Source organism: Streptomyces yamdrokensis, from assembly GCF_053890455.1.
Genome location: NZ_CM132679.1, coordinates 626,882 through 647,210 on the forward strand (window position 1 = coordinate 626,882; position 20,329 = coordinate 647,210).

A 20,329-nucleotide genomic window follows, 5' to 3' on the forward strand; every position below is an offset into this window, starting at 1 on the left:
ACTTTGCCTCACGCGGCATAGTCGCCTGAGTGGCATTCAGTGTCGTCGCAACGACGGCTTCTTTTGGGGGGTTTCCATGCTTTTCCGACTCTTACGCAGACGTCTACGCCCGTACGCCCGCGACATCACCCTGGTCGTGGCACTGCAACTGACGCAGACCTGCGCGACGCTGTACCTGCCGGCCCTGAACGCCGACATCATCGACAACGGTGTGGCGCGCGGGGACAGCGACCACGTGCTGCGGAACGGTGCTGTGATGCTCGCGGTCACCCTGGTCCAGATCGTGTGCTCCGTGGCCGCGGTGTACTACAGCGCTCGCGTCTCGACGGGGGTGGGGCGCGATCTGCGCGCGGCGGTCTTCCGCAAGGTTCAGGACCTGTCCGTCCATGAGGTCGGCCGTCTGGGCCCGCCCTCGCTGATCACCCGTACGACCAACGACGTCCAGCAGATCGAGATGCTGGTGCTCACGACGCTCACGACGGCGGCCGTCGCCCCGGTCACGGGCGTCGGGGGTCTGGCCCTGGCCCTCCGCCATGACGTTCCGACGTCACTGCTCCTGTTGGCGATCCTGCCCGTGCCGGCCGGTGTTCTTTTCCTGCTCATCAAGCGGACGGGGCCCGTCTCCCGGGTCCTGCAGAGTCGTATCGACACGGTCAACCGCGTGGTGCGGGAACAGATCTCGGGTGTCCGGGTGATCCGCGCCTACGTTCAGGAGGAACGCGAGCGGACACGGTTCGCCGACGCCAACGCCGGCCTCACCGAGGCCTCACTGCGCCTGGGAGGGCTGACGGCCCTCATGAAACCGGCCATGATGCTGGTGACGGACGGATCGAGCATCGCCGTTCTGTGGTTCGCCGGGCACCGGGTCGACGACGGCGCGATGCAGGCCGGTTCACTTCTGGCCGTCCTCCACTACCTGATGCAGATTCTCCACTCCGTGCTGATCGCCGCCACGGCGTTCATGATGGCGCCCCGGGCCGTCGTCTGCGCCCGGCGCATCGCACAGGTCCTCGACACCGAGACCCGCGTCCGGCCGCCCGCCGCGCCGGCAGCCCTCCCGCGAGGCGGTGGCTCACTGGTCGTCCGGGGCGTGGAGGTTCGCTACCCCGGTGCCGACGAGCCGGTACTGCGCGGAGTCGATCTCATGGCCCGCCCCGGTGAGACGGTTGCCGTCATCGGTTCCACCGGGGCCGGCAAGACCACACTCCTGAATCTGGTGCCGCGCCTGTTCGACCCGGACCGGGGCCGCGTCCTGGTCAACGGCGTCGATGTCCGTGACGTGGCGCCTGCCGCCCTGGCCGGCGCCGTCGTCCACGTACCGCAGAGGCCGTATCTGTTCTCCGGAACGATCGCGTCCAACCTGCGCTACGGAAACCCCGCAGCCGATGACGACGGTCTCTGGCGGGCCTTGGAGACCGCTCAGGCCCGCCACTTCGTCGAGGCCCTGCCCCAGGGGCTCGGGACTCCGATCGGCCAGGGCGGACACAACGTCTCCGGCGGTCAGCGCCAGCGGCTGTCCATCGCCCGCGCGCTGGTCGCCCAACCGGACATCTACCTCTTCGACGACTGTTTCTCCGCCCTGGACCACACCACCGAGAAGGCGCTGCGCGCGGCCCTGAAAGCCACTCTGCACGGCGCCACCGTCGTCATCGTCGCCCAGCGCGTATCCACCATCCGCGACGCCGACCGCATCGTGGTCCTCGACAAGGGCAGCGTCGAGGAGGTCGGCACACACACCGAACTGATGGCCTCCAGCGCCACCTACCGGGAGATCTCCCTGTCCCAGCTCACCGAGAAGCAGGCGCCGTGAGCAGAGGGAAGACCGACACACCCGTGGACAGGCCACTGCATCTGCGGGCCTCTGGACGGAGACTGCTCCAGGAGATGCGGGCGGATCGTGCGCTGCTGATCGCGACGGTTCTGGCAGGCATCGCGACCATCGCTTCGACCATGACCCTGCCCCTGCTGCTCGGCCGGGTCACCGATCTCATCGTCGAGGGGGCGGGCGCGCAGAGCGTCGACTACGACGCGGTGGGCCGTTTGCTGCTGGTCGTCACCGCCTTGGTCCTCGTGTCCGTCTTCTTCGCCGTGATCCGCGGCCAGTTGTCGACGAAAATCTCTCAACGCGTCGCCCACCGCCTGCGGGAGCGCTCAGCCACGAAACTAACCCGGCTGCCGCTGAGCCACTTCGACCGGCAGCCGCGCGGTGATGTGCTGTCACGCATCACCAACGACGTCGACAACATCTCCCAGACCCTCCAGCAGTCACTGGGCGGACTCGTCGCGGCGGTTCTCACCGTGGTCGGCACCCTGACGATGATGCTGATCGTCTCCCCCGTCCTCACACTCGTCGCTCTCGTCTCCGTGCCCGTGGCCGCGCTGGTGACGAGGAGCATCGCCCGGCGCGCGCAGCCGCACTTCGTACGGCGGTGGAACTCCACCGGCAGCCTGAGCGCACACGTCGAGGAGATGTACTCCGGTCACGCCCTGGTCAAGGTCCACGGCCGGCAGTGCCAGGCCATCAGCGAGTTCGACGACCGCAACGAGACCGTGTACCGGTCCGGCGTCATTGCACAGTTCCTCTCCGGTGTGATCGAACCTGCCATGGCCTTCGTCGGGTATCTGAACTACGTGCTCATCGCCGTGATCGGAGGGCTCAGGGTCGCCTCCGGAACCATGACGATCGGAGACATACAGGCGTTCATCAGCTACACCCTGCAGTTCAACAACCCCATCACCCAGATCGCCGCCTACGCCAACCTCATACAGTCCGGCGTGGCCTCCGCCGAGCGGGTCTTCGCGCTGCTCGACGGCGAGGAGGAGCGCCCCGACTCGACGGCACCGGCCCGGCCCGCCACAAGGCAGGGACACGTCGTGTTCGACAGGGTCTCGTTCCGCTACGAGCCGGACAAGCCGCTCATCGAAGGTCTTTCCCTCACCGTGCGGCCGGGCGAAACCGTCGCCATCGTCGGCCCCACCGGAGCGGGCAAGACCACACTCGTCAATCTCCTCATGCGGTTCTACGACACCACAGACGGCCGGATCACCCTCGACGGCACCGACATCTCCCGGATGACCCGCGGTGAACTTCGCGGCCACATCGGCATGGTGCTCCAGGACACCTGGCTGTTCTCCGGAACCATCGCCGACAACATCGCCTACGGAAACGCTCGCGCGGAGCGGGAGGACATCATCAGGGCCGCCCGTGAAGCCCACGCCGACCACTTCATCCGCACTCTGCCCGCCGGCTACGACACCGTCCTGGACGACGAGGCGGCCCATCTCAGCGCCGGCGAGAAACAGCTCATCGCCCTCGCCCGCGCCTTCCTGACCAGACCCGCCGTCCTCGTCCTCGACGAAGCCACCAGCTCGGTCGACACCCGCACGGAACTGCTCGTCCAGCGGGCCATGACCTCGCTGCGCGCCCACCGGACCAGTTTCGTCATCGCCCACCGCCTCTCCACCATCCAAGACGCCGACACCATCCTCGTGTTGGAGGCAGGACGCATCGTCCAACAAGGCACCCACGACCGGCTCATCGCTGCCGACGGCGCCTACGCCCGGCTGTACGAGGCCCAGTTCCCCGACGCGACCGAGCCCCCGGCGACCATCTGACCGGCACCGGGACGTGCCGCTCCTGAACTCACGCGGCCTCGACGTGACGCGCGTCGCGCGCTTGTCCTGCCCACTGCGGCCTCTCGCACCGCACCCGCTCCACCCCACCGAGCCGGGTCGCTGTACCGGTACGGCCCGTCGTCCGGCAGCCCGGCACACCGAACTGCCGGGCGGCACCAGCAAAAGCGCCCCGGTGCCGCCCACCCGGGGTGTCAGTCGTGGGCTGCGACGAGGTGCTCCAGCCGTGCGTCGGGGAACTCCCGCTGGAAGGAGCCCGCCTGCCAGCGGTCGGGGAAGAGGGCGAGCCGGGCCTTGTCCCGGAGGCGGGTGAGGGCCTCGCCCTTGACGATGCGGGAGCCGTTGAGTGCCTCGGCGCCCGCGGCGTCGGTGGCCCGGGCCAGGCGGTAGGGCAGCATCTCCAGCCGCACGGCGGCGGAGAACTCGCCGGCCATCCGCGTGGTGACGACGTCGAACTGCATGGGCCCCACGGCCGCGAGCACGGGCGCCTGCTCACCGCGCAGGTCGGAGGCCAGGACCTGGACCACACCCTCCTCGTCCAACTGCGCGATGCCCCGCCGGAACTGCTTGGAACGGGACAGGTCCACCGGCCGGACCACCGCGAAGTGCTCGGGCGCGAAGGTCGGCATCGGCGGGAACACGGCCGGCCCGCCGGTGTGGAGGGTGTCGCCGACCCGCAGCGCGGCGGCGTTGACCAGGCCGACCACGTCGCCGGGGTAGGCCAGGTCGACCATGGAGCGGTCCTGACCGAAGACACTGTGCGCGTACTTGGTGGCGAACGGCCTGCCGGAGGCGGCACGGATGACGGTCATGCCCCGCTCGAAGACGCCCGAGCACACCCGCATGAACGCGATCCGGTCCCGGTGAGCGGGGTCCATGTTGGCCTGCACCTTGAACACCAGCCCCGAGAACGGGGCGTCCACCGGCCGGCTCCCCCCGCCCTCCAGCACCCGCGGGCCCGGCGGCGGGGCGAGGTCGACCACGGCGTCCAGCAGCAGCCGCACCCCGATGTTGGAGACCGCCGCGCCGAAGAAGACCGGCGTGCTCCGGCCCGCCAGGAACACCTCCCGGTCGTGGACGGCGCCGTCGGCCCGCAACAGGTCCAGCTCCTCGAGCGCCTCGCTCCAGTCCGCGCCCTCCTCCAGCGCCGCGCGATCGGCGGACACGACCTCCTCGCCCGCCTCGTGCGCGCCGCCGGGCGTGCGGGTGTAGCGCAGCATCCGCCCCGGCTCGCGCACGTCGACCAGCCCCCGCAGGTGTCCGGCCTCCCCGACCGGCCAGGTCACGGGGGTGGGCCGGAGGCGGAACTCCCGCTCGATCTCGTCCAGCAGCTCCAGGGCCCCGCGCCCGGGACGGTCCCACTTGTTGATGAACGTGATCACCGGAATGCCGCGGTGCCGGCAGACGTCGAACAGCTTGCGGGTCTGCTCCTCCAAACCCTTGGCCGCGTCCACCAGCATCACCGCGCAGTCCACCGCCGCCAGCACCCGGTAGGTGTCCTCGGAGAAGTCCGCGTGACCGGGAGTGTCCAGCAGGTTCAGCACACACCCGCGGTACGCGAACTGCAGCACCGCCGAGGTCACCGAGATCCCGCGGGCCTTCTCCATCTCCATCCAGTCCGACGCCACCCCGCGCCGCCCGGCCTTGCCGTGCACCGCGCCCGCCTGGGTGATCGCCCGCGCGTGCAGGGCGAGAGCCTCGGTCAGCGTCGACTTGCCCGCGTCCGGATGACTGATCACCGCGAACGTCCGCCGCCGGGCCGCCTCCGAAGCCACCCCCTCCCGGGAAGCACTCATCGCACCGCCCCCGCGTACCCGGCCCGCGGTCCCTGGCATCGTTCGTCGGCCCTCACCCAGTACGTGCGCAACAGTTTCACCAGTTCCTCATGGGTCTGTTCGTCGCTCTCCGGCAACGGCCCCGTCCATAGGGGTGTTGCTCCGTTGCCTCCAGCATGGCGCGGACTTCGTCCGGGCAGGAGCCGAGCGGCCGCATCCGCCGCACCAGCGCCGGCCGACGCACTTCACCCCCGGTGTGGAGACGAAAGCCACCCATGGTGCGCTCGGCAGCAGCCTCTCACCCACGGCTCCACCACCTCGGGTCATCCGCCCGGCACCCTTACCACCCACAAATCTACCCTGACGTCACGGTAGAGTGGCAATCTCTGTACTGGGACGACTTCGCGGGGCGCCTCCGCTCCCTCGGGTGGCGACAAGTCGTTCTCCTGCATCCCCGTCCTTTGCACCGTTCACTTTCCGTTCGCTCGGCCGAAGAACACACACGTGCGGGCATGGACACACAGCTCCCGCCTGCCCGGCGACGCCATGCGGGCACCTGTCCTCGTACGTACGCGTGAACGCCCAAAACCCGCAGACGGGAAAACACGACCACCGCCGCCCGGTCCGCCCTTCGGATGTACGACGGGTCTTCGTGACGAGCTCCGGTGGATCACCATGACGACCCTCCGATAACGTCAGGGTATGAGCCATCCGCACCCCGAACTCAAAGCCGCCCCTCCCCTGCCCGAAGGAGGGCTGAGGGTCACCGCCCTGGGCGGCCTGGGCGAAATCGGCCGCAACATGACCGTCTTCGAGCACGCCGGCAAGCTGCTCGTCGTGGACTGCGGGGTCCTGTTCCCCGAGGAGACGCAGCCCGGGGTGGACGTGATCCTTCCCGACTTCACCTCGATCAGGGACCGCCTGGACGACATCGCGGCCGTCGTCCTGACCCACGGACACGAGGACCACATCGGGGGCGTGCCCTACCTGCTGCGCGAGCGCTCCGACATTCCCGTGGTCGGCTCCAAGCTGACGCTGGCGTTCCTGGAGGCCAAGCTCAAGGAGCACGGCATCCGGCCGCGGACGGTACGGGTCAAGGAGGGCGACCGGCGGGGCTTTGGCCCCTTCGACTGCGAGTTCGTCGCGGTCAACCACTCCATCCCGGACGGGCTCGCCGTGGCGATCCGTACCGGAGCCGGCATGGTGCTGCACACCGGCGACTTCAAGATGGACCAGTTCCCCCTCGACGAGCGCATCACCGACCTGCGCGCCTTCGCCCGCCTGGGCGAGGAGGGCGTCGACCTCTTCCTCACCGACTCCACCAACGCCGAGGTCCCCGGCTTCACCACCTCCGAGCGCGAGCTGAACCCGGCGATCGAGCAGGTGATGCGCACCGCCCCCCGGCGGGTCATCGTCTCCAGCTTCGCCAGCCACGTGCACCGCATCCAGCAGGTCCTGGACGCCGCCCACCAGCACGGCCGCAAGGTGGCCTTCGTGGGCCGCTCCATGGTCCGCAACATGGGCATCGCCCGCGAGCTGGGCTATCTGAAGATCCCCTCCGGGCTGGTCGTCAGCACCAGGGAACTGGAAAAACTCCCCGACCACCGGATCACCCTGGTGTGCACCGGATCACAGGGCGAGCCGATGGCGGCCCTGTCGCGGATGGCCAACCGCGACCACCAGATCCGCGTCGGCGAGGGCGACACCGTCCTGCTCGCCAGCTCCCTGATCCCCGGCAACGAGAACGCCATCTACCGGGTGATCAACGGACTGACCCGCTGGGGCGCCCGCGTCGTCCACAAGGGCAACGCCAAGGTGCACGTCTCCGGGCACGCCAGCGCCGGCGAACTCGTCTACTGCTACAACATCGTCAAACCCCGCAACGTCATGCCCGTCCACGGCGAGTTCCGCCACCTGCGCGCCAACGCCGACCTCGCCATCCGCACCGGCGTCGACCCCGACCGGGTCGTCATCGCCGAGGACGGCGTCGTCGTCGACCTCGTCGACGGCCGCGCCTCCATCACCGGCAAGGTACCCGCGGGCAACGTCTACGTGGACGGCATGGAGGTCGGCGGCGCCACCGAGGCATCCCTCAAGGACCGCCTCACCCTGGCCGAGGAAGGCGTCGTGACCGTCGTGGCCATCGTCGACGCCGACACCGGGGCGCTGGCCGAGGCACCCGACTTCCTGGCCCGCGGCTTCGTCCACGACGAGACCACCTTCGAACCCGTCGTCCCCGTCATCGAGAAGACGCTGGCCACCGCCGCCCAGGAAGGCGTCGGCGACGCCCACCAGCTCGAACAGCTCGTCGCCCGCGCCGTGGCCAACTGGGCCTTCCGCACCCACCGCCGCAGGCCGCTGATCATCCCCGTCATCATCGACGCCTGAGCCGGAGCCGGACCCACCACCTCCGGGGTCGCCGGCCGGCGGCCGACATCTGGAAGAACCTCGCCCGAGGCCGTCGAGAAGACGGTGTTCCAGCACCGGGCCCTGCCGCGCGAGCCGCAAGAAACTCCGGTCGCCTGTCCGACCGCGCGAGCAGCACGTGGCCGTCCACACGCTGCTGGACGAAGGGCCCGGGGTACGGCCGATCGCCGTCGACTGGGCCCGGCCCGCCACATCGTCCGCCGCTTGGCCCACACGGCCGACGCGGGCGGGTTGCCGGCCGGGCGGTGGACCGGCCGCACCAGCATTCTCGATCCCTTCAAGCCCTACCTGCACGGGCGGTGGGCCGAGGGCTGCACCGCCGCCCGCCGCCTGTTCGAAGAACTCCGCGAGCGCGGCCACCCCGGCGGCGAGAGCATGGTGAAGAAGTACGTGCAGCGGCACCATCACGGGGTCGGCGCGGACCACTGTGGTACGCGCCGGATCTCAACATCGTGACGGGACCGGCTGACTGTTTACCACCGGGCGACGTGTTGCGCCATGGAGGTCCGCGCACGTGACCTTCGCGGCCGCAAGGTCGATATTGTTTTTATAGGGCTTCTACCGACTCACAGTCGACCCGCCACAAAGAACTGATGCGGCGTCACCGAAGTCGGCACCAGCACCGTCGGAACCCGCTCACGACCGGCACCCAGTGCCGCGGACCACCAAGATCGCAAGCTGTCCACGCCTAATCTGACCAGCAAAAACGCAAGTCAAGAACCCACCTGCCAAGCCCTCCAGGAGATACCCATGAAGATGCTCATCAACGTGCCGGAGACCGTGGTCGCCGATGCCTTGCGGGGGATGGCTGCGGCGCATCCCGAGCTCGCGGTGGATGTGGAGAACCGGGTGATCGTCCGGCGGGACGCTCCTGTGGCCGGGAAGGTGGGCCTGGTCTCCGGCGGGGGCTCCGGGCACGAGCCGCTGCACGGCGGGTTCGTGGGACCCGGGATGCTCTCGGCCGCCTGTCCCGGAGAGGTCTTCACCTCTCCCGTGCCCGACCAGATGGTGCGGGCGGCGGCTGCCGTGGACAGCGGCGCCGGGGTGCTGTTCGTCGTGAAGAACTACACCGGTGACGTGCTCAACTTCGACATGGCCGCCGAGCTGGCCGAGGACGAGGGCATCCAGGTCGCGAAGGTACTGGTCGACGACGATGTCGCGGTGACCGACAGTCTCTACACCGCGGGCCGGCGCGGCACCGGGGCGACGCTGTTCGTGGAGAAGATCGCGGGCGCGGCGGCCGATGAGGGGCAGTCGCTGGAGCGGGTGGAGGCCCTCGCCCGGCAGGTCAATGAGAACTCCCGCAGTTTCGGCGTGGCCCTGACCGCTGTCACCACGCCCGCCAAGGGCAGCCCCACCTTCGATCTGCCGGCGGGCGAGCTGGAGCTGGGCATCGGCATCCACGGCGAACCGGGCCGGGAACGGCGGCCGATGATGACCTCGGGCGAGATCGCCGAGGCCGCCGTCGACGCGATCCTCCACGACCTCACGCCGCGCAATCCGGTCCTGGTCCTGGTCAACGGCATGGGCGCGACCCCGCTGCTGGAACTGTACGGCTTCAACGCCGAGGTGCAGCGGGTGCTCGGCGAGCGTGGTGTCCCCGTCGCACGGGTACTCGTGGGCAACTACGTGACGTCGCTCGACATGGCGGGCGCCTCGGTCACCCTGTGCCAGGTCGACGAGGAGACACTGCGGCTGTGGGACGCGCCGGTGAAGACCCCGGGACTGCGCTGGGGCATGTGAGGAACACCGGGTAGAGGGTTCACAGTTCCTAGTACGCGAGGAGTTCCAGTGCTCGATGCCGACTTCTTCCGCCGGTGGATGGCGGTGACCGCCGCATCCGTCGACCGTGAGGCGGAGCGGCTCACCGCTCTCGACTCGCCCATCGGTGACGCCGACCACGGCAGCAACCTCCAGCGCGGGTTCGGTGCGGTGCGGGCCGCGCTCGACAAGGAGCCGCCCGCCACGCCCGGCGCCGTGCTCACCCGGGCCGGGCGGTTGCTGATCTCGACGGTGGGCGGCGCCTCCGGGCCCCTGTACGGGACACTGCTGCGCCGCACCGGCAAGGCACTCGGTGACGCCACCGAGGTGAGCAGGGAGGAACTGGCCGAGGCACTGGGCACCGGGGTGGACGCGGTACGGCAGCTCGGAGGTGCGGCGCCCGGCGACAAGACGATGATCGACGCGCTGGTGCCCGCGGTGGAAGCGCTCGGCGACTCCTTCACCGCGGCGCGGGCCGCCGCCGAGGAGGGTGCGGTGGCCACGACGCCGTTGCGGGCCCGCAAGGGCCGGGCGAGTTACCTGGGCGAGCGGAGCGTCGGACACCAGGATCCCGGGGCCACCTCGTCGGCCCTGCTGATCGCGGGCCTCGCCGAGGCCGCCGAGGCCGGGGAGTCCTCCGGTGAGTGACGGCGGGAAGCTGGTGGGCATCGTCCTGGTGTCGCACAGCGCTCAGGTGGCGGCGTCGGTGGCCGAGCTGGCCAAGGGCCTGGCGGGCGCCGGCAGTGCGGTGCCCGTGGCCCCCGCGGGCGGCACGCAGGACGGAGGCCTCGGTACGAGCGCCGACCTCGTCACCGCCGCGGTTGCGTCCGTCGACCGCGGCGTCGGGGTCGCCGTCCTGACCGACCTCGGCAGCGCGGTGCTCACCGTGAAGGCGCTGCTCGCCGAGGGCGACGAACTGCCGAAGGACACCCGGTTGGTGGACGCGCCCTTCGTGGAGGGCGCGGTCGCCGCGGTGGTCACGGCCTCGACGGGAGCGGATCTCGCGGCGGTGGCGGCCGCGGCGGCGGAGGCGTACACCTACCGGAAGACCTGACGGGCACGGGCGCGGCGGAAAGGGGCGGGCGGGCGGCTGGTTCGGCTCAGTCGCCGTTCACGAACCGCTGGGCCAGTTCCTCCCCCGCCGCCACCGCGGCCTTCCGGTCCTCGATGGGAGTCACCCGGCTGCCCTTGAACACGATGTAGGTGACACCAAAGGGTGTCCCGCCGCTCCGCGGGTCGGGGTCGATGCCGAGCGCTTCGGCCGTCGCGTAGGACGCCTCGCCGATGATGCCGGCGGGACCGGTGTCGCCGACCACCGCGTACTGCACCTGGTCTCCGTACACGACGGCCACCACCGAGCCGCCCCGGACACCGTGCGCCCGGTAGTCCCAGAGCGCGCTCGGCGCCGGCACCACCACGAAGGGCAGGGTCGCGGAGTTCAGCGGACGGCCGTCGGACTGTGCGAACGCCGTGGAGGCGGAGAAGTACGGGTCGGTGGCCGTGCTGCAGCGGGCGCTGGGCTGCCCGTCGCAGTCGATGTCCATGTCGGCCTTCCAGAAGACGGCCTCGTCGGTGCCGCACACCGGGATGGTGGCTGGGGCACCCTGGTCGCTCCGGTACTTGCCGCGGGAGACGGGGGTGCAGTCACGCACCTCGGCCAGGAGGTCGGCGGCGTCGACGGTGTCGGCGGAGCCCTCCTGTTGCTCGGCCGGTGCTTCCGGACGGGCCTGCGGCGAGGAACTGTGCGACGAGGTGCTGTGGAGCATCGTGGGGGTGAGCACGGCGACGCCGGCCACGGCCAGTGCGAGCGGCTGGACAGGTATCACGGTTGACGGGCCTCTCGTAGGGGACACGGACGGGCACTGGGCCCTGGCCCAATCTCGTGCCGGACCCCTGGCGCGGCCACCTCAACAGGGCCGTACGGTGCATGTCCGGCCGCCGGGCGGTGGGCCGAGGGCTCGCGCCGGCGCCGGTGTCCTTACACGGCGGGGTGTCGCCGGATCCACGGCACCACCCTCTTGATGTGGGCGCGTCACCCACGCCACCATAAGTCCGGGCCATTGGTCCGGACCATCCCCGTGTGCCGTCGGGAGGCAGAGTCGTGCGAAGCGTTCCCGCTGCCGTTGCCGCGCCCCCGCGCCGCCCTCTCCTGCCGCGCGGGGACGCACTCCGATCGCCCCTCCCGCTCCGCGGCGCGCTCGCGCCGGTCCTCCTCCTGGTCGTCTCCTGCGGCGGCGGGTCCGGAGCCGGCACCGGGGACGGCGAGCAGCCACCCGGGGCACCGGCGGGGGTCACGGCCGAGGCCGGCAGCGCCACCAGTGTGCATGTCATGTGGAACACCGTCGTCGCCCCGAGCGCACGGGTGAGCCGGTACGAGGTGTACCGGGGCACCACAAAGGTCGAGGAAGTGCCCGGTTCCAGGCACATGGTGGATGTGACCGGGCTTCGGCCCTCCACCACGTATGCCTTCACCGTCCGGGCGCGGGACGCGGAAGGGCGGTTCGGGCCGCGCAGCCGGGAGGCACGGGCGACGACGCCGGCGACCACGACGGCCGACCGGTCCGCGCCCGGCCCTCCCCCGGACCTCCGCGGCAAAGCGGTCGGCAGCAGGGCGGTCCAGCTGTCCTGGTCCGCCTCGACGGACGACCGGGGTGTTCTGTCGTACGACGTCCACCAGGGAGAAACGAAGATCCACAGTGTCGGCGGGAGCCAGACGGCCACCGTGGTGACGGGGCTTCGGCCGGGCACCCGCTACTCCTTCACGGTCCGGGCGCGGGACGCGGCCGACAACCTGTCTCCCGCCGGTTCTCCCCTCCGCCTGACCACACCGGGCAGCGACGACGGCCGCGCCGCGGCACCCACCGGCTTCCGCGCCGCGAGCCACCGGGCCGAGGGCGCGTACCACATCGACCTCAGCTGGGTGCCGCCGCGTGTGGACGGGGTGATCACGGAGTACCAGGTGCAGCTGGACGGCCGCCCGGCCACCTCCGTCGTCTACGGCGGACAGGCACCGCGCGACCGGGCGGCGTACAGCTTCTACGCGGGACGGGAGGCGGGAGTCAGCCATCGGGTACGGATCCGGGCCAGGCTGCCGGACGGAACCTGGGGCGGATTCTCCACGGAGCGCACGGTGACGACGGGCCCGAGGCGCTGAGCCGAACGGGCCGGGCCGGGGGGCGGGTTCGACCGGGCGACGGACGCCGTCACCTGCCCGGCGGCGGCCGGAATGCGCCGCGGGCCGGGTGCGCATTGGCTGGGCCCGTGGCAGCACGGGCGCTCCCCGACCCTCGGCGGCGCAAGGGATGTACCGCCGGCCGTGCCGCCGGAAGGCAGTTCACATGCGCTACTCGAAGTCTCTGGCCCGTTCCGCTCTGACCGTCGCAGCCGCCGCCGCGCTGCCCCTGGCGCTGGCCGGCCCGGCCACCTCGGGTCCCGGCATCTCCGTGAGCACGGCCGGTTCGACCGTCTCCGTGACGACCACCGCGTGCGCCCAGCTCAACGGCAGTTGGGGCACCGCGTCCCTGCTCGGCAGCAATCAGTCGAATTTCTCCGAGGGCCGTCAGGTCGCCCTGTCGGGGACCGGCGCGGGGCAGTCCGCCGCCTGGTCGGACGTCGGCTCGGGCACCCACACGGTGATCGTGATGTGCTCGAACGGGACGACCGCGGGCACCCAGTCCATCGTCGTCTCCACCGCCGCCACTCCCACCCCCGGCCCCTCGGTCACCGCCTCGCCCTCACCCTCCCTCGGAGTGATGGGCGGCGTCGGAGGGAGCTCCACGGACTACGGGACGGTGACACTGGTGGCGGGCGGCGCGCTCGTCGGTACCGGTCTCGTCGCCACGGCGTGGTACCTGCGCCGACGCAACAAACCCAACCGGTTCTGAGACGGCGCCGGTCGCCACCACGTCCGACGCGCTCCGGTCGGGCGGCCGGCGTCACGCCCGTCCGGAGCCCGGACCGTCCGGCTCCGGACGCCGGGAACCGGACGGTTTTGTGTGCGCGGGGCCCTGCGTCTCGGTTCCCTCGGCGCCCGCCGGCCGCGCGTTCGCCGTGGTCTTCGTGCGGTCCTCGTCCACCGGGTTCTCCCGGCTCTCCCGGCCCTCCGCGTTCTGCGTGAACTCCGGAATCTCCGCGAACTCCGCGAGCGCGTGCCCGAGCCACCCGGTCCAGAAGGTCTCCAGGTCGATGCCGGCCCGGAGCACCAGATGCCGGAGCCGGTCGTCCGGGGCGTCCCTGCCGGGCGGGAAGTCCCGTCGTTCGATTTCCTGGTACTTCGCCAACTGCCTTTCGTGCAACTCCAGATGGCGGCGGAGGTCGGCCTCGAGGCCCTCGGCGCCGACCACCGCCGCCGCCCTCAGCCGCAGCAGCAGCGCGTCGCGCATCGGCTTGGGGTCCTGCGCCGTGGAGGCCCAGCGGGCCAGCTCGGCGCGTCCCGCGGGCAGGACCTCGTAGGCCTTCTTCTGCCCGCGGGCGGGCTGGCCGGCGGACAGCGCCCGGATCAGGCCCTCGGCCTCCAGTTTCCCCAGCTCACGGTAGATCTGCTGATGCGTCGCGGACCAGAAGTAGCCGATCGACTTGTCGAAGCGACGGGTCAGCTCCAGCCCCGACGACGGCTTCTCGAGCAGGGCGGTGAGGATCGCGTGCGGGAGTGACATGATCCCATCCTAGGGACGGCCCGGGGCCGGCTCAGAGAGCCGCCGCCAGCTCCGTTCCCTGCTTGATGGCCCGCTTGGCGTCCAGCTCGGCGGCCACGTCGGCGCCGCCGATCAGATGGACGGGGCGGCCGGCGGCGACCAGTTCCTCGTACAGGTCGCGGCGCGGTTCCTGGCCGGTGCACAGGACGATCGTGTCCACCTCCAGGACGGTGCTCTCGCCGTCGACGGTGACGTGCAGGCCCGCGTCGTCGATACGGTCGTAGCGCACGCCGGAGACCATGGTGACGCCGCGGTGTCTCAGTTCCGCGCGGTGGATCCAGCCGGTGGTTTTGCCCAGGCCCGCGCCGACCTTGGAGGTCTTGCGCTGGAGCAGGTGGACGGTGCGCGGCGGGGCGGGCCGCTCGGGTGCGGCGAGGCCGCCCGGCGTGCGGTGGTCCATGTCGACGCCCCACCGACGGAAGTACGTCTCGGGATTCTCGTGCGCCTTGTCGCCGCCGTCGGTGAGGAACTCGGCGATGTCGAAGCCGATGCCGCCCGCGCCGAGGACGGCGACCCGGTCGCCGACGGGGGCGCCGTCACGCAGGACGTCGAGGTAGCCGAGCACGCTCGGGTGGTCGACGCCGGGGAGGTCGGGGACGCGCGGGGTGACACCGGTGGCGACGACGACCTCGTCGTGGCCTGCCACGTCGTCGGCCGTGGCCCGGGTGTCCAGACGTACGTCGACGGCCAGTTCGGCGAGTCTGGTGCGGTAGTAGCGCAGGGTCTCGTCGAACTCCTGCTTGCCGGGGACCTTGCGGGCGACGTTGAGCTGGCCGCCGACCTCGCTCGCGGCGTCGAAGAGGGTGACGTCGTGGCCGCGTTCGGCGGCGCTGACGGCACAGGCGAGGCCGGCCGGCCCGGCGCCGACGACCGCGACGCGCTTGCGGCGCCTGGTCGGGGACAGCACCAGCTCGGTCTCGTGGCAGGCGCGCGGATTGACCAGGCAGGAGGTGATCTGCAGGTTGAAGGTGTGGTCCAGACAGGCCTGGTTGCAGCCGATGCAGGTGTTGATCGCCTCGGGCCGGCCGTCCGCGGCCTTGGCCACGAAGTCGGGATCGGCGAGCATCGGACGGGCCATCGACACCATGTCGGCGTGCCCCTCGGTGAGCAACTGCTCGGCGAGTTCGGGGGTGTTGATCCGGTTGGTGGTGACGAGCGGGACCGAGACCTCGCCCATCAGCCGCTTGGTCACCCAGGTGTAGGCGCCGCGCGGTACGGAGGTGGCGATGGTGGGGATGCGGGCCTCGTGCCAGCCGATGCCCGTGTTGATGATCGTGGCGCCCGCCGCCTCGACGGCCCTGGCCAGCGTGATCACCTCGTCCAGGGTCGAGCCGCCGGGAACGAGGTCCAGCATGGAGAGACGGTAGATCAGGATGAAGTCCTCGCCGACCGCCTCGCGCACCCGGCGGACGATCTCGAGGGGGAAACGCGTCCGGTTCTCGTACGAGCCGCCCCAGCGGTCCGTGCGCCGGTTGGTCTGCGCGACGATGAACTCGTTGATCAGGTAACCCTCGGAGCCCATGATCTCGACACCGTCGTAACCGGCCTGCCGGGCGAGGCGGGCGGTGCGGACGTAGTCGTCGATGGTGCGCTCGATGTCCGCGTCGGTGAGTTCGCGGGGCGTGAAGGGGCTGATCGGCGCCTGGAGAGGACTGGGGGCGACCAGGTCCCGGTGGTAGGCGTACCGGCCGACGTGCAGGATCTGCAGGGCGATGCGTCCGCCCTCGCGGTGCACGGCCTCGGTGACCACGCGATGCCGCTCCGCCTCCTCGTCGGTGGTGAGCTTCGCACCGCCCTCGCCGACCCGCCCCTCGTCGTTGGGTGCGATGCCGCCGGTGACGATGAGGCCGACGCCGCCGCGGGCCCGGGCGGCGTAGAACTCGGCCAGGCGCGTGAAGCCGTTCTCGGCCTCCTCCAGGCCTACGTGCATGGAGCCCATGAGGACCCGGTTGGGCAGAGTGGTGAAACCCAGGTCGAGGGGGGTCAGCAAGTGCGGGTAACGGCTCATCGGGCCCTCCGTGCGCGGTGTGGTCCCTCTGTTGTAGAGGACGCGCACCCGCTTTTGCAACTAGTTGCAAAAACGTGCTGGAGGGCACACCGGCCCGGCGGCGGTCACCGGCTTTCGAGGCGGACGTGCAGCTCCTCCTCCTGGTCGCCGGAGACCGTGCTCAGATCGTGCACCGTGAACAGGTCGTCCAGGGTGGCGCGGAACCGGTCGATCGCCCAGTAGCCGCCGTGCACGTCGGCGTCGACCGAGGACGCCAGCCGCACCGGACCGCCCGGGCGGTCGCCGCCCTCGTGCGGGTCGGCGACGTCGAACGTGCCGAGCCACACCGTCGGACGGGTGTCGGAGAACTCCTCCGGTAGGTCGCCGGAGCGCCGGTCGGACGTGAAGTACGCACCCAGTGCGTCGAACACGGTCTGCGCGTCGTGCCTGTCGCACCCGCTGAGCTCGACCGAGACGGATTCCGGGTGCGGTCGCTCGCTGCCCATGGTGATCGCTCCTCTCCTCGCCACGCCTTGTCAGGCCGTGTCATGCCTTGACAAGGGGCGTTCCCGTCCCTCCCCCGGCAAAACACCGTGTGCGCGGGAGCACCACCCGGGCAGCACCCCGCGCACGACCGGCGTGCCCGCGGGATCGCGGGGCACCCGGCGGAGGGAGGAAAGACGGTGGAGGAGACAGCCGAAGAGGCGGAAAATCGCCCCTACACGCGGTAGAACAAGTGATGTCGGCACCGTCACGACGTGCCGCGGAGATCGGCGAAGGCGGGGCGTGCGATGAGTTCATCCGGGTCACCCCTGGTCGAGGGCGACGGAGACGGAGCGGCTCCCGGGCCTGTCCGTCCCAGCGGGCTGCTCGACGTGCTGCGCGTGGCCTCGGTGGTGCTGGACCCCGAGGGCCGGATCGTGCTGTGGAGCCCTCAGGCCGAGGAACTGTTCGGGTACGGCGCCGAGGAGGCGCTGGGCCAGTACGCCGCCCGGATCATGGTGCACGAGCAGTATCTGGATCTGGTCGTCAAGCTGTTCTCCGACGTCATGCGGACCGGGCGGAGCTGGGCCGGGGCGTTCCCCGTCCGGCGCAAGGACGGCAGCACCCGGCTCGTGGAGTTCCGCAACGTGCGGCTGACCGACGACCAGGGCGCCGTCTACGCCCTCGGCCTCGCGGTCGACCAGGCGACCGTGCGCCGGGTGGAGCAGGACGTGGCGCTGTCCACCCGGATCGTCGCCCAGTCCCCGATCGGGCTGGCTGTCCTGGACACCGACCTGCGGTACGTCTCGGTCAACCCGGCACTCGAACGGCTCAACGGCGTCCCGGTCGAGGAACACCTGGGCCGCACGGTCCCCGAGGTACTGCCGCAGCTGGACATCGGCACCGTCGAGGCCACCGCGAGGCAGGTCCTGGAAACGGGGGAGCCGGTCGTCGACCAGTTCATGATCGGCCGGACCCCGGCCGATCCCGACGAGGACCACGCCTGGTCCGCGTCCCTGTTCCGGCTGGAGAACGCGCTCGGCTCGGTGCTGGGCGTGGCCCTGTCGGTGGTGGACGTCACCGAGCAGCACCGGGCGGGCCTCGAGGCCGAGCGGGCCCGGCGCCGGCTCGCCGTCGTCGCCGACGCCTCGGCGCGGATCGGTACCACGCTCGATCTGGAGCGTACGGCGCGTGAGCTGGCCGAGGTGGCCGTACCGGAGCTGGCCGACGTGGCCGCCGTGGACCTGCTGGACACGGTGGTCCTGGGCCGCCGCAGCACTCTCGGTCCGGCCGAGTCGGCGGTGATCCGGGCCCTGGCGGTCGAGGGCACGGGAGCCGGCTCGGCGGACGCCCTGCAAGCGGCAGACCGGCCGGGCGAGGTGGCCCGGTACGCCCCGGACCGGTTCGTCACCCAGTGCGTACGCACCGCCCTGCCCGTGCTGGTGCCGCAGGTCAAGGACGAGGACCTGCCCCGTATAGCCCATTCTCCCCGGGCGGCCGAACTGCTGGGCCGGGCGGGTGTGCACTCGTATCTGGCCGTGCCGCTGATCGCACACGGCGAGGTGCTGGGCGCGCTCGACCTCAAGCGCGTCGGCAACCCGCTGCCGTTCGACGAGGACGATCTGCTGCTGGCCCGGGAGCTGGCCGCCCGCGCGGCGGTGCAGATCGACAACGCCCGCTGGTACCAGAGCGCCCGCGACGCCGCGCTCACCCTGCAGCGCAGCCTGCTGCCGAGCCATCCGCCCGTGACGGGCGGGCTCGAGGTCGCCTCCCGCTACCAGCCGGCGGGCGCCACCAGCGAGGTGGGCGGTGACTGGTTCGACGTGATCCCGCTGGACGGCGGCAGGACGGCCCTCGTCGTGGGGGACGTGATGGGCAGCGGCATCCCGGCGGCGGCCACCATGGGGCGGCTGCGCACCGCGACGCACACGCTGGCCTCACTCGGTCTCGATCCCGCGGTGCTCCTGGAGCATCTCGACCGGATCACCGGTGATCTCGAGGACGCCATCGCCACTTGCGTCTACGTGGTCCACGACCCCCGGGAGCGGCAGTGCCTGATCGCCAACGCCGGGCATCTGCCGCCGGTGCGGGTCCGGGCCGGCGGCACCCCGGAGCTGCTCGATCTGCCGACCGGGGTGCCGCTGGGGGTGGGCGGCGTCAAGTTCTCCACCACTGTCGTGGAGCTCGAGCCCGGCGACCGGCTGGTGCTCTACACCGACGGTCTGGTCGAGACCCGGCACCACCCGCTGGACGAGCGCCTCGACCGCCTGCTCACGCTGCTGCGCGGCCGGCCCGACCACTCCCTCGAGGAGATGTGCGACCTGCTGCTGCGCACCCTGCACGAGCCCGACAACTTCGACGACGTGGCCCTGCTCGTCGCCCGCGCCACCCTGCCCGGCGGCCCGGCCTCCCCCGGCCGTTCCGCCGCGTCGGGCGGAGCTACGGTCTGACGCCGATCACCACATGGGCGTACTCCTCCTCCGGAACGGCCAGACGGGTCCGCAGTCCGGCGCCGGTGAAGGCGGCCACGGCAGCGGGGGCCTGGCGGCGGCTGGTCTCCACCAGGAGGCAGCCGCCGGGTGCCAGCCACCCGGGGGCCCCGGCGGCCACCCGGCGCAGCACGTCGAGCCCGTCCGCGCCGCCGTCGAGCGCGACGCGTGGCTCGTGGTCGCGGGCCTCCGGGGGCAGCAGGCCGATCTCGTCACTGGGTACGTAGGGCACATTGGCCGCGAGGATGTCGACCCGGCCGCGCACCGTGCCGGGCAGCGCGTCGAACAGGTCTCCGGTGTGCACCAGGCCGCCGAGGTCCGCGACATTGCGGCGGGCGCAGCGTACGGCTGCCGGGTCGATGTCGGCGGCGTGCAGCTCGACCGTGCCGAGTCCGTCGGCCAGGGCGACGCCGACGGCGCCCGAACCGCAGCACAGGTCCACGACGACGGACGCGTCGGGTGCCTGCGCGAGTGCCTGCGCCACGAGGAACTCGGTGCGGCGCCGGGGGACGAAGACCCCGGGGGCCACGGTGATCCGCCGGCCGCTGAACTCGGCCCAGCCGACGACGAGTTCGAGAGGCAGTCCACGGACCCTGCGTTCGACCATCACGGTCGCGTGGGCCGGGGTGGACGCGGTGGCGAGGATCAGTTCGGCCTCGGCCTCGGCGAAGACACAGCCCGCGGCGCGCAGCGCGGCCACGACGGAGTCCGGTGCGGCGGGCGCTGACGGAGCGGCGGGAGAGAAAGAGACGGAAGGGGAGGAGACCCGCGAGGAACGGGAGGAGCGGGACGGCATGACGGCAGGAGCCTTTCGAGAGCCGAAGGATGCTCCCGCGGTCACCTACTGGGGGTGGTCCGCGTCGCTTCGTGGTGAGAGCACCCGACCTGACAGAGCGGTAATGGGTCTCACCCCCTCAGCCGTCGACGACTGGGACCCTCCGCAGCCGGACCGCAACAGTACCCGACGACATCACCGGCCGTCCGGCACATTTCCTGTGGTCGGAGAGCCCGGGAGGCGGGTGGTCCGCAAGAGGTCGGGGGGCGGGCGGGACCGGTGTGTGCGGGTGTTCCCGGACACCC

The 20,329-nt window shown here is 71.3% G+C and carries 15 protein-coding genes and 1 pseudogene; 10 read left to right on the forward strand and 6 right to left on the reverse strand.

Going from position 1 to position 20,329, the window contains the following annotated elements; all coding sequences use genetic code 11:
* Positions 1 to 76 precede the first annotated feature (76 nt).
* Together ACWZEH_RS02335 and ACWZEH_RS02340 are read left to right on the forward strand one after the other, a co-directional pair.
* Complete coding sequence (locus tag ACWZEH_RS02335; protein ID WP_456195286.1) at positions 77 to 1,810, forward strand: ABC transporter ATP-binding protein; 1,734 nt, start codon at positions 77 to 79, stop codon at positions 1,808 to 1,810.
* A complete protein-coding gene (locus ACWZEH_RS02340) occupies positions 1,807 to 3,615 on the forward strand; it encodes an ABC transporter ATP-binding protein (protein ID WP_456195287.1) in 1,809 nt (602 codons plus the stop codon). Before ACWZEH_RS02335 ends, ACWZEH_RS02340 begins: the two co-directional genes overlap by 4 nt.
* 212 nt (positions 3,616 to 3,827) lie before the next feature.
* Here ACWZEH_RS02340 and ACWZEH_RS02345 read toward each other — a convergent pair whose 3' ends face one another.
* A complete protein-coding gene (locus ACWZEH_RS02345) occupies positions 3,828 to 5,429 on the reverse strand; it encodes a peptide chain release factor 3 (RefSeq protein WP_456195288.1) in 1,602 nt (533 codons plus the stop codon).
* Positions 5,430 to 6,110: 681 nt separating this feature from the next.
* On the opposite strand from ACWZEH_RS02345, the gene ACWZEH_RS02350 reads away from it, so the two are divergent.
* From ACWZEH_RS02350 to dhaM, 5 genes are all read left to right on the forward strand, one after another.
* Positions 6,111 to 7,796: a ribonuclease J gene (locus tag ACWZEH_RS02350; protein ID WP_456194016.1), complete on the forward strand. Its 1,686-nt coding sequence runs from the start codon at positions 6,111 to 6,113 to the stop codon at positions 7,794 to 7,796.
* Positions 7,797 to 8,039: 243 nt separating this feature from the next.
* Positions 8,040 to 8,291: a hypothetical protein gene (locus ACWZEH_RS02355; RefSeq protein ID WP_456195289.1), complete on the forward strand. Its 252-nt coding sequence runs from the start codon at positions 8,040 to 8,042 to the stop codon at positions 8,289 to 8,291.
* Between the two features lie 294 nt (positions 8,292 to 8,585).
* Positions 8,586 to 9,578 (forward strand): dihydroxyacetone kinase subunit DhaK, encoded by a 993-nt coding sequence (gene dhaK, locus ACWZEH_RS02360; protein WP_456195290.1) that lies wholly within the window; start codon positions 8,586 to 8,588, stop codon positions 9,576 to 9,578.
* Positions 9,579 to 9,626: 48 nt separating this feature from the next.
* On the forward strand, positions 9,627 to 10,244 hold the full coding sequence (gene dhaL / locus ACWZEH_RS02365; RefSeq protein WP_456195291.1) for a dihydroxyacetone kinase subunit DhaL: 618 nt from the start codon (positions 9,627 to 9,629) through the stop codon (positions 10,242 to 10,244).
* The gene (gene dhaM / locus ACWZEH_RS02370) at positions 10,237 to 10,650 is read left to right on the forward strand and encodes a dihydroxyacetone kinase phosphoryl donor subunit DhaM (protein WP_456195292.1); all 414 of its coding nucleotides are present in this window, start codon (positions 10,237 to 10,239) and stop codon (positions 10,648 to 10,650) included. The genes dhaL and dhaM overlap by 8 nt, the downstream gene beginning before the upstream one ends.
* A 46-nt stretch (positions 10,651 to 10,696) precedes the next feature.
* Here the strand turns inward: dhaM and ACWZEH_RS02375 are convergent, their stop codons facing one another.
* Positions 10,697 to 11,419: a glycoside hydrolase family 75 protein gene (locus ACWZEH_RS02375; protein WP_456200028.1), complete on the reverse strand. Its 723-nt coding sequence runs from the start codon at positions 11,417 to 11,419 to the stop codon at positions 10,697 to 10,699.
* A 326-nt stretch (positions 11,420 to 11,745) separates the two neighbouring features.
* Here ACWZEH_RS02375 and ACWZEH_RS02380 point away from each other — a divergent pair, with 326 nt between their 5' ends.
* The gene (locus tag ACWZEH_RS02380) at positions 11,746 to 12,750 is read left to right on the forward strand and encodes a fibronectin type III domain-containing protein (protein ID WP_456200029.1); all 1,005 of its coding nucleotides are present in this window, start codon (positions 11,746 to 11,748) and stop codon (positions 12,748 to 12,750) included.
* 184 nt (positions 12,751 to 12,934) lie between these two features.
* On the forward strand, positions 12,935 to 13,480 hold the full coding sequence (locus tag ACWZEH_RS02385; protein ID WP_456195293.1) for a hypothetical protein: 546 nt from the start codon (positions 12,935 to 12,937) through the stop codon (positions 13,478 to 13,480).
* A gap of 237 nt (positions 13,481 to 13,717) precedes the next feature.
* On the opposite strand, the pseudogene ACWZEH_RS02390 reads toward ACWZEH_RS02385, so the two are convergent.
* From ACWZEH_RS02390 to ACWZEH_RS02400, 3 genes and pseudogenes are all read right to left on the reverse strand, one after another.
* Positions 13,718 to 14,251: pseudogene (locus ACWZEH_RS02390) on the reverse strand (PadR family transcriptional regulator); the annotation flags it as partial.
* 31 nt (positions 14,252 to 14,282) lie between these two features.
* On the reverse strand, positions 14,283 to 16,298 hold the full coding sequence (locus tag ACWZEH_RS02395) for an oxidoreductase (RefSeq protein ID WP_456195294.1): 2,016 nt from the start codon (positions 16,296 to 16,298) through the stop codon (positions 14,283 to 14,285).
* A 104-nt stretch (positions 16,299 to 16,402) separates the two neighbouring features.
* Positions 16,403 to 16,783 carry a hypothetical protein gene (locus ACWZEH_RS02400; protein WP_456195295.1) on the reverse strand — a complete coding sequence of 127 codons (381 nt, stop codon included), beginning with the start codon at positions 16,781 to 16,783 and terminating at the stop codon, positions 16,403 to 16,405.
* A gap of 285 nt (positions 16,784 to 17,068) precedes the next feature.
* Here ACWZEH_RS02400 and ACWZEH_RS02405 point away from each other — a divergent pair, with 285 nt between their 5' ends.
* Entirely contained in the window at positions 17,069 to 19,210 is a 2,142-nt protein-coding gene (locus ACWZEH_RS02405) for a SpoIIE family protein phosphatase (RefSeq protein ID WP_456195296.1), read from the forward strand.
* On the opposite strand, the gene ACWZEH_RS02410 is transcribed toward ACWZEH_RS02405, so the two are convergent.
* Complete coding sequence (locus ACWZEH_RS02410) at positions 19,200 to 19,949, reverse strand: putative protein N(5)-glutamine methyltransferase (protein ID WP_456195297.1); 750 nt, start codon at positions 19,947 to 19,949, stop codon at positions 19,200 to 19,202. The genes ACWZEH_RS02405 and ACWZEH_RS02410 overlap by 11 nt on opposite strands.
* Positions 19,950 to 20,329 lie beyond the last annotated feature (380 nt).

Excerpts from the sequence above, each read along its gene's own strand:
- ACWZEH_RS02335 (WP_456195286.1), top strand. The coding sequence starts at position 77 with ATGCTTTTCCGACTCTTACGCAGACGTCTACGCCCGTACGCCCGCGAC.
- ACWZEH_RS02345 (WP_456195288.1), bottom strand. The coding sequence starts at position 5,429 with ATGAGTGCTTCCCGGGAGGGGGTGGCTTCGGAGGCGGCCCGGCGGCGG.
- ACWZEH_RS02350 (WP_456194016.1), top strand. The coding sequence starts at position 6,111 with ATGAGCCATCCGCACCCCGAACTCAAAGCCGCCCCTCCCCTGCCCGAA.
- dhaK (WP_456195290.1), top strand. The coding sequence starts at position 8,586 with ATGAAGATGCTCATCAACGTGCCGGAGACCGTGGTCGCCGATGCCTTG.
- ACWZEH_RS02385 (WP_456195293.1), top strand. The coding sequence starts at position 12,935 with ATGCGCTACTCGAAGTCTCTGGCCCGTTCCGCTCTGACCGTCGCAGCC.
- ACWZEH_RS02395 (WP_456195294.1), bottom strand. The coding sequence starts at position 16,298 with ATGAGCCGTTACCCGCACTTGCTGACCCCCCTCGACCTGGGTTTCACC.
- ACWZEH_RS02400 (WP_456195295.1), bottom strand. The coding sequence starts at position 16,783 with ATGGGCAGCGAGCGACCGCACCCGGAATCCGTCTCGGTCGAGCTCAGC.
- ACWZEH_RS02405 (WP_456195296.1), top strand. The coding sequence starts at position 17,069 with ATGAGTTCATCCGGGTCACCCCTGGTCGAGGGCGACGGAGACGGAGCG.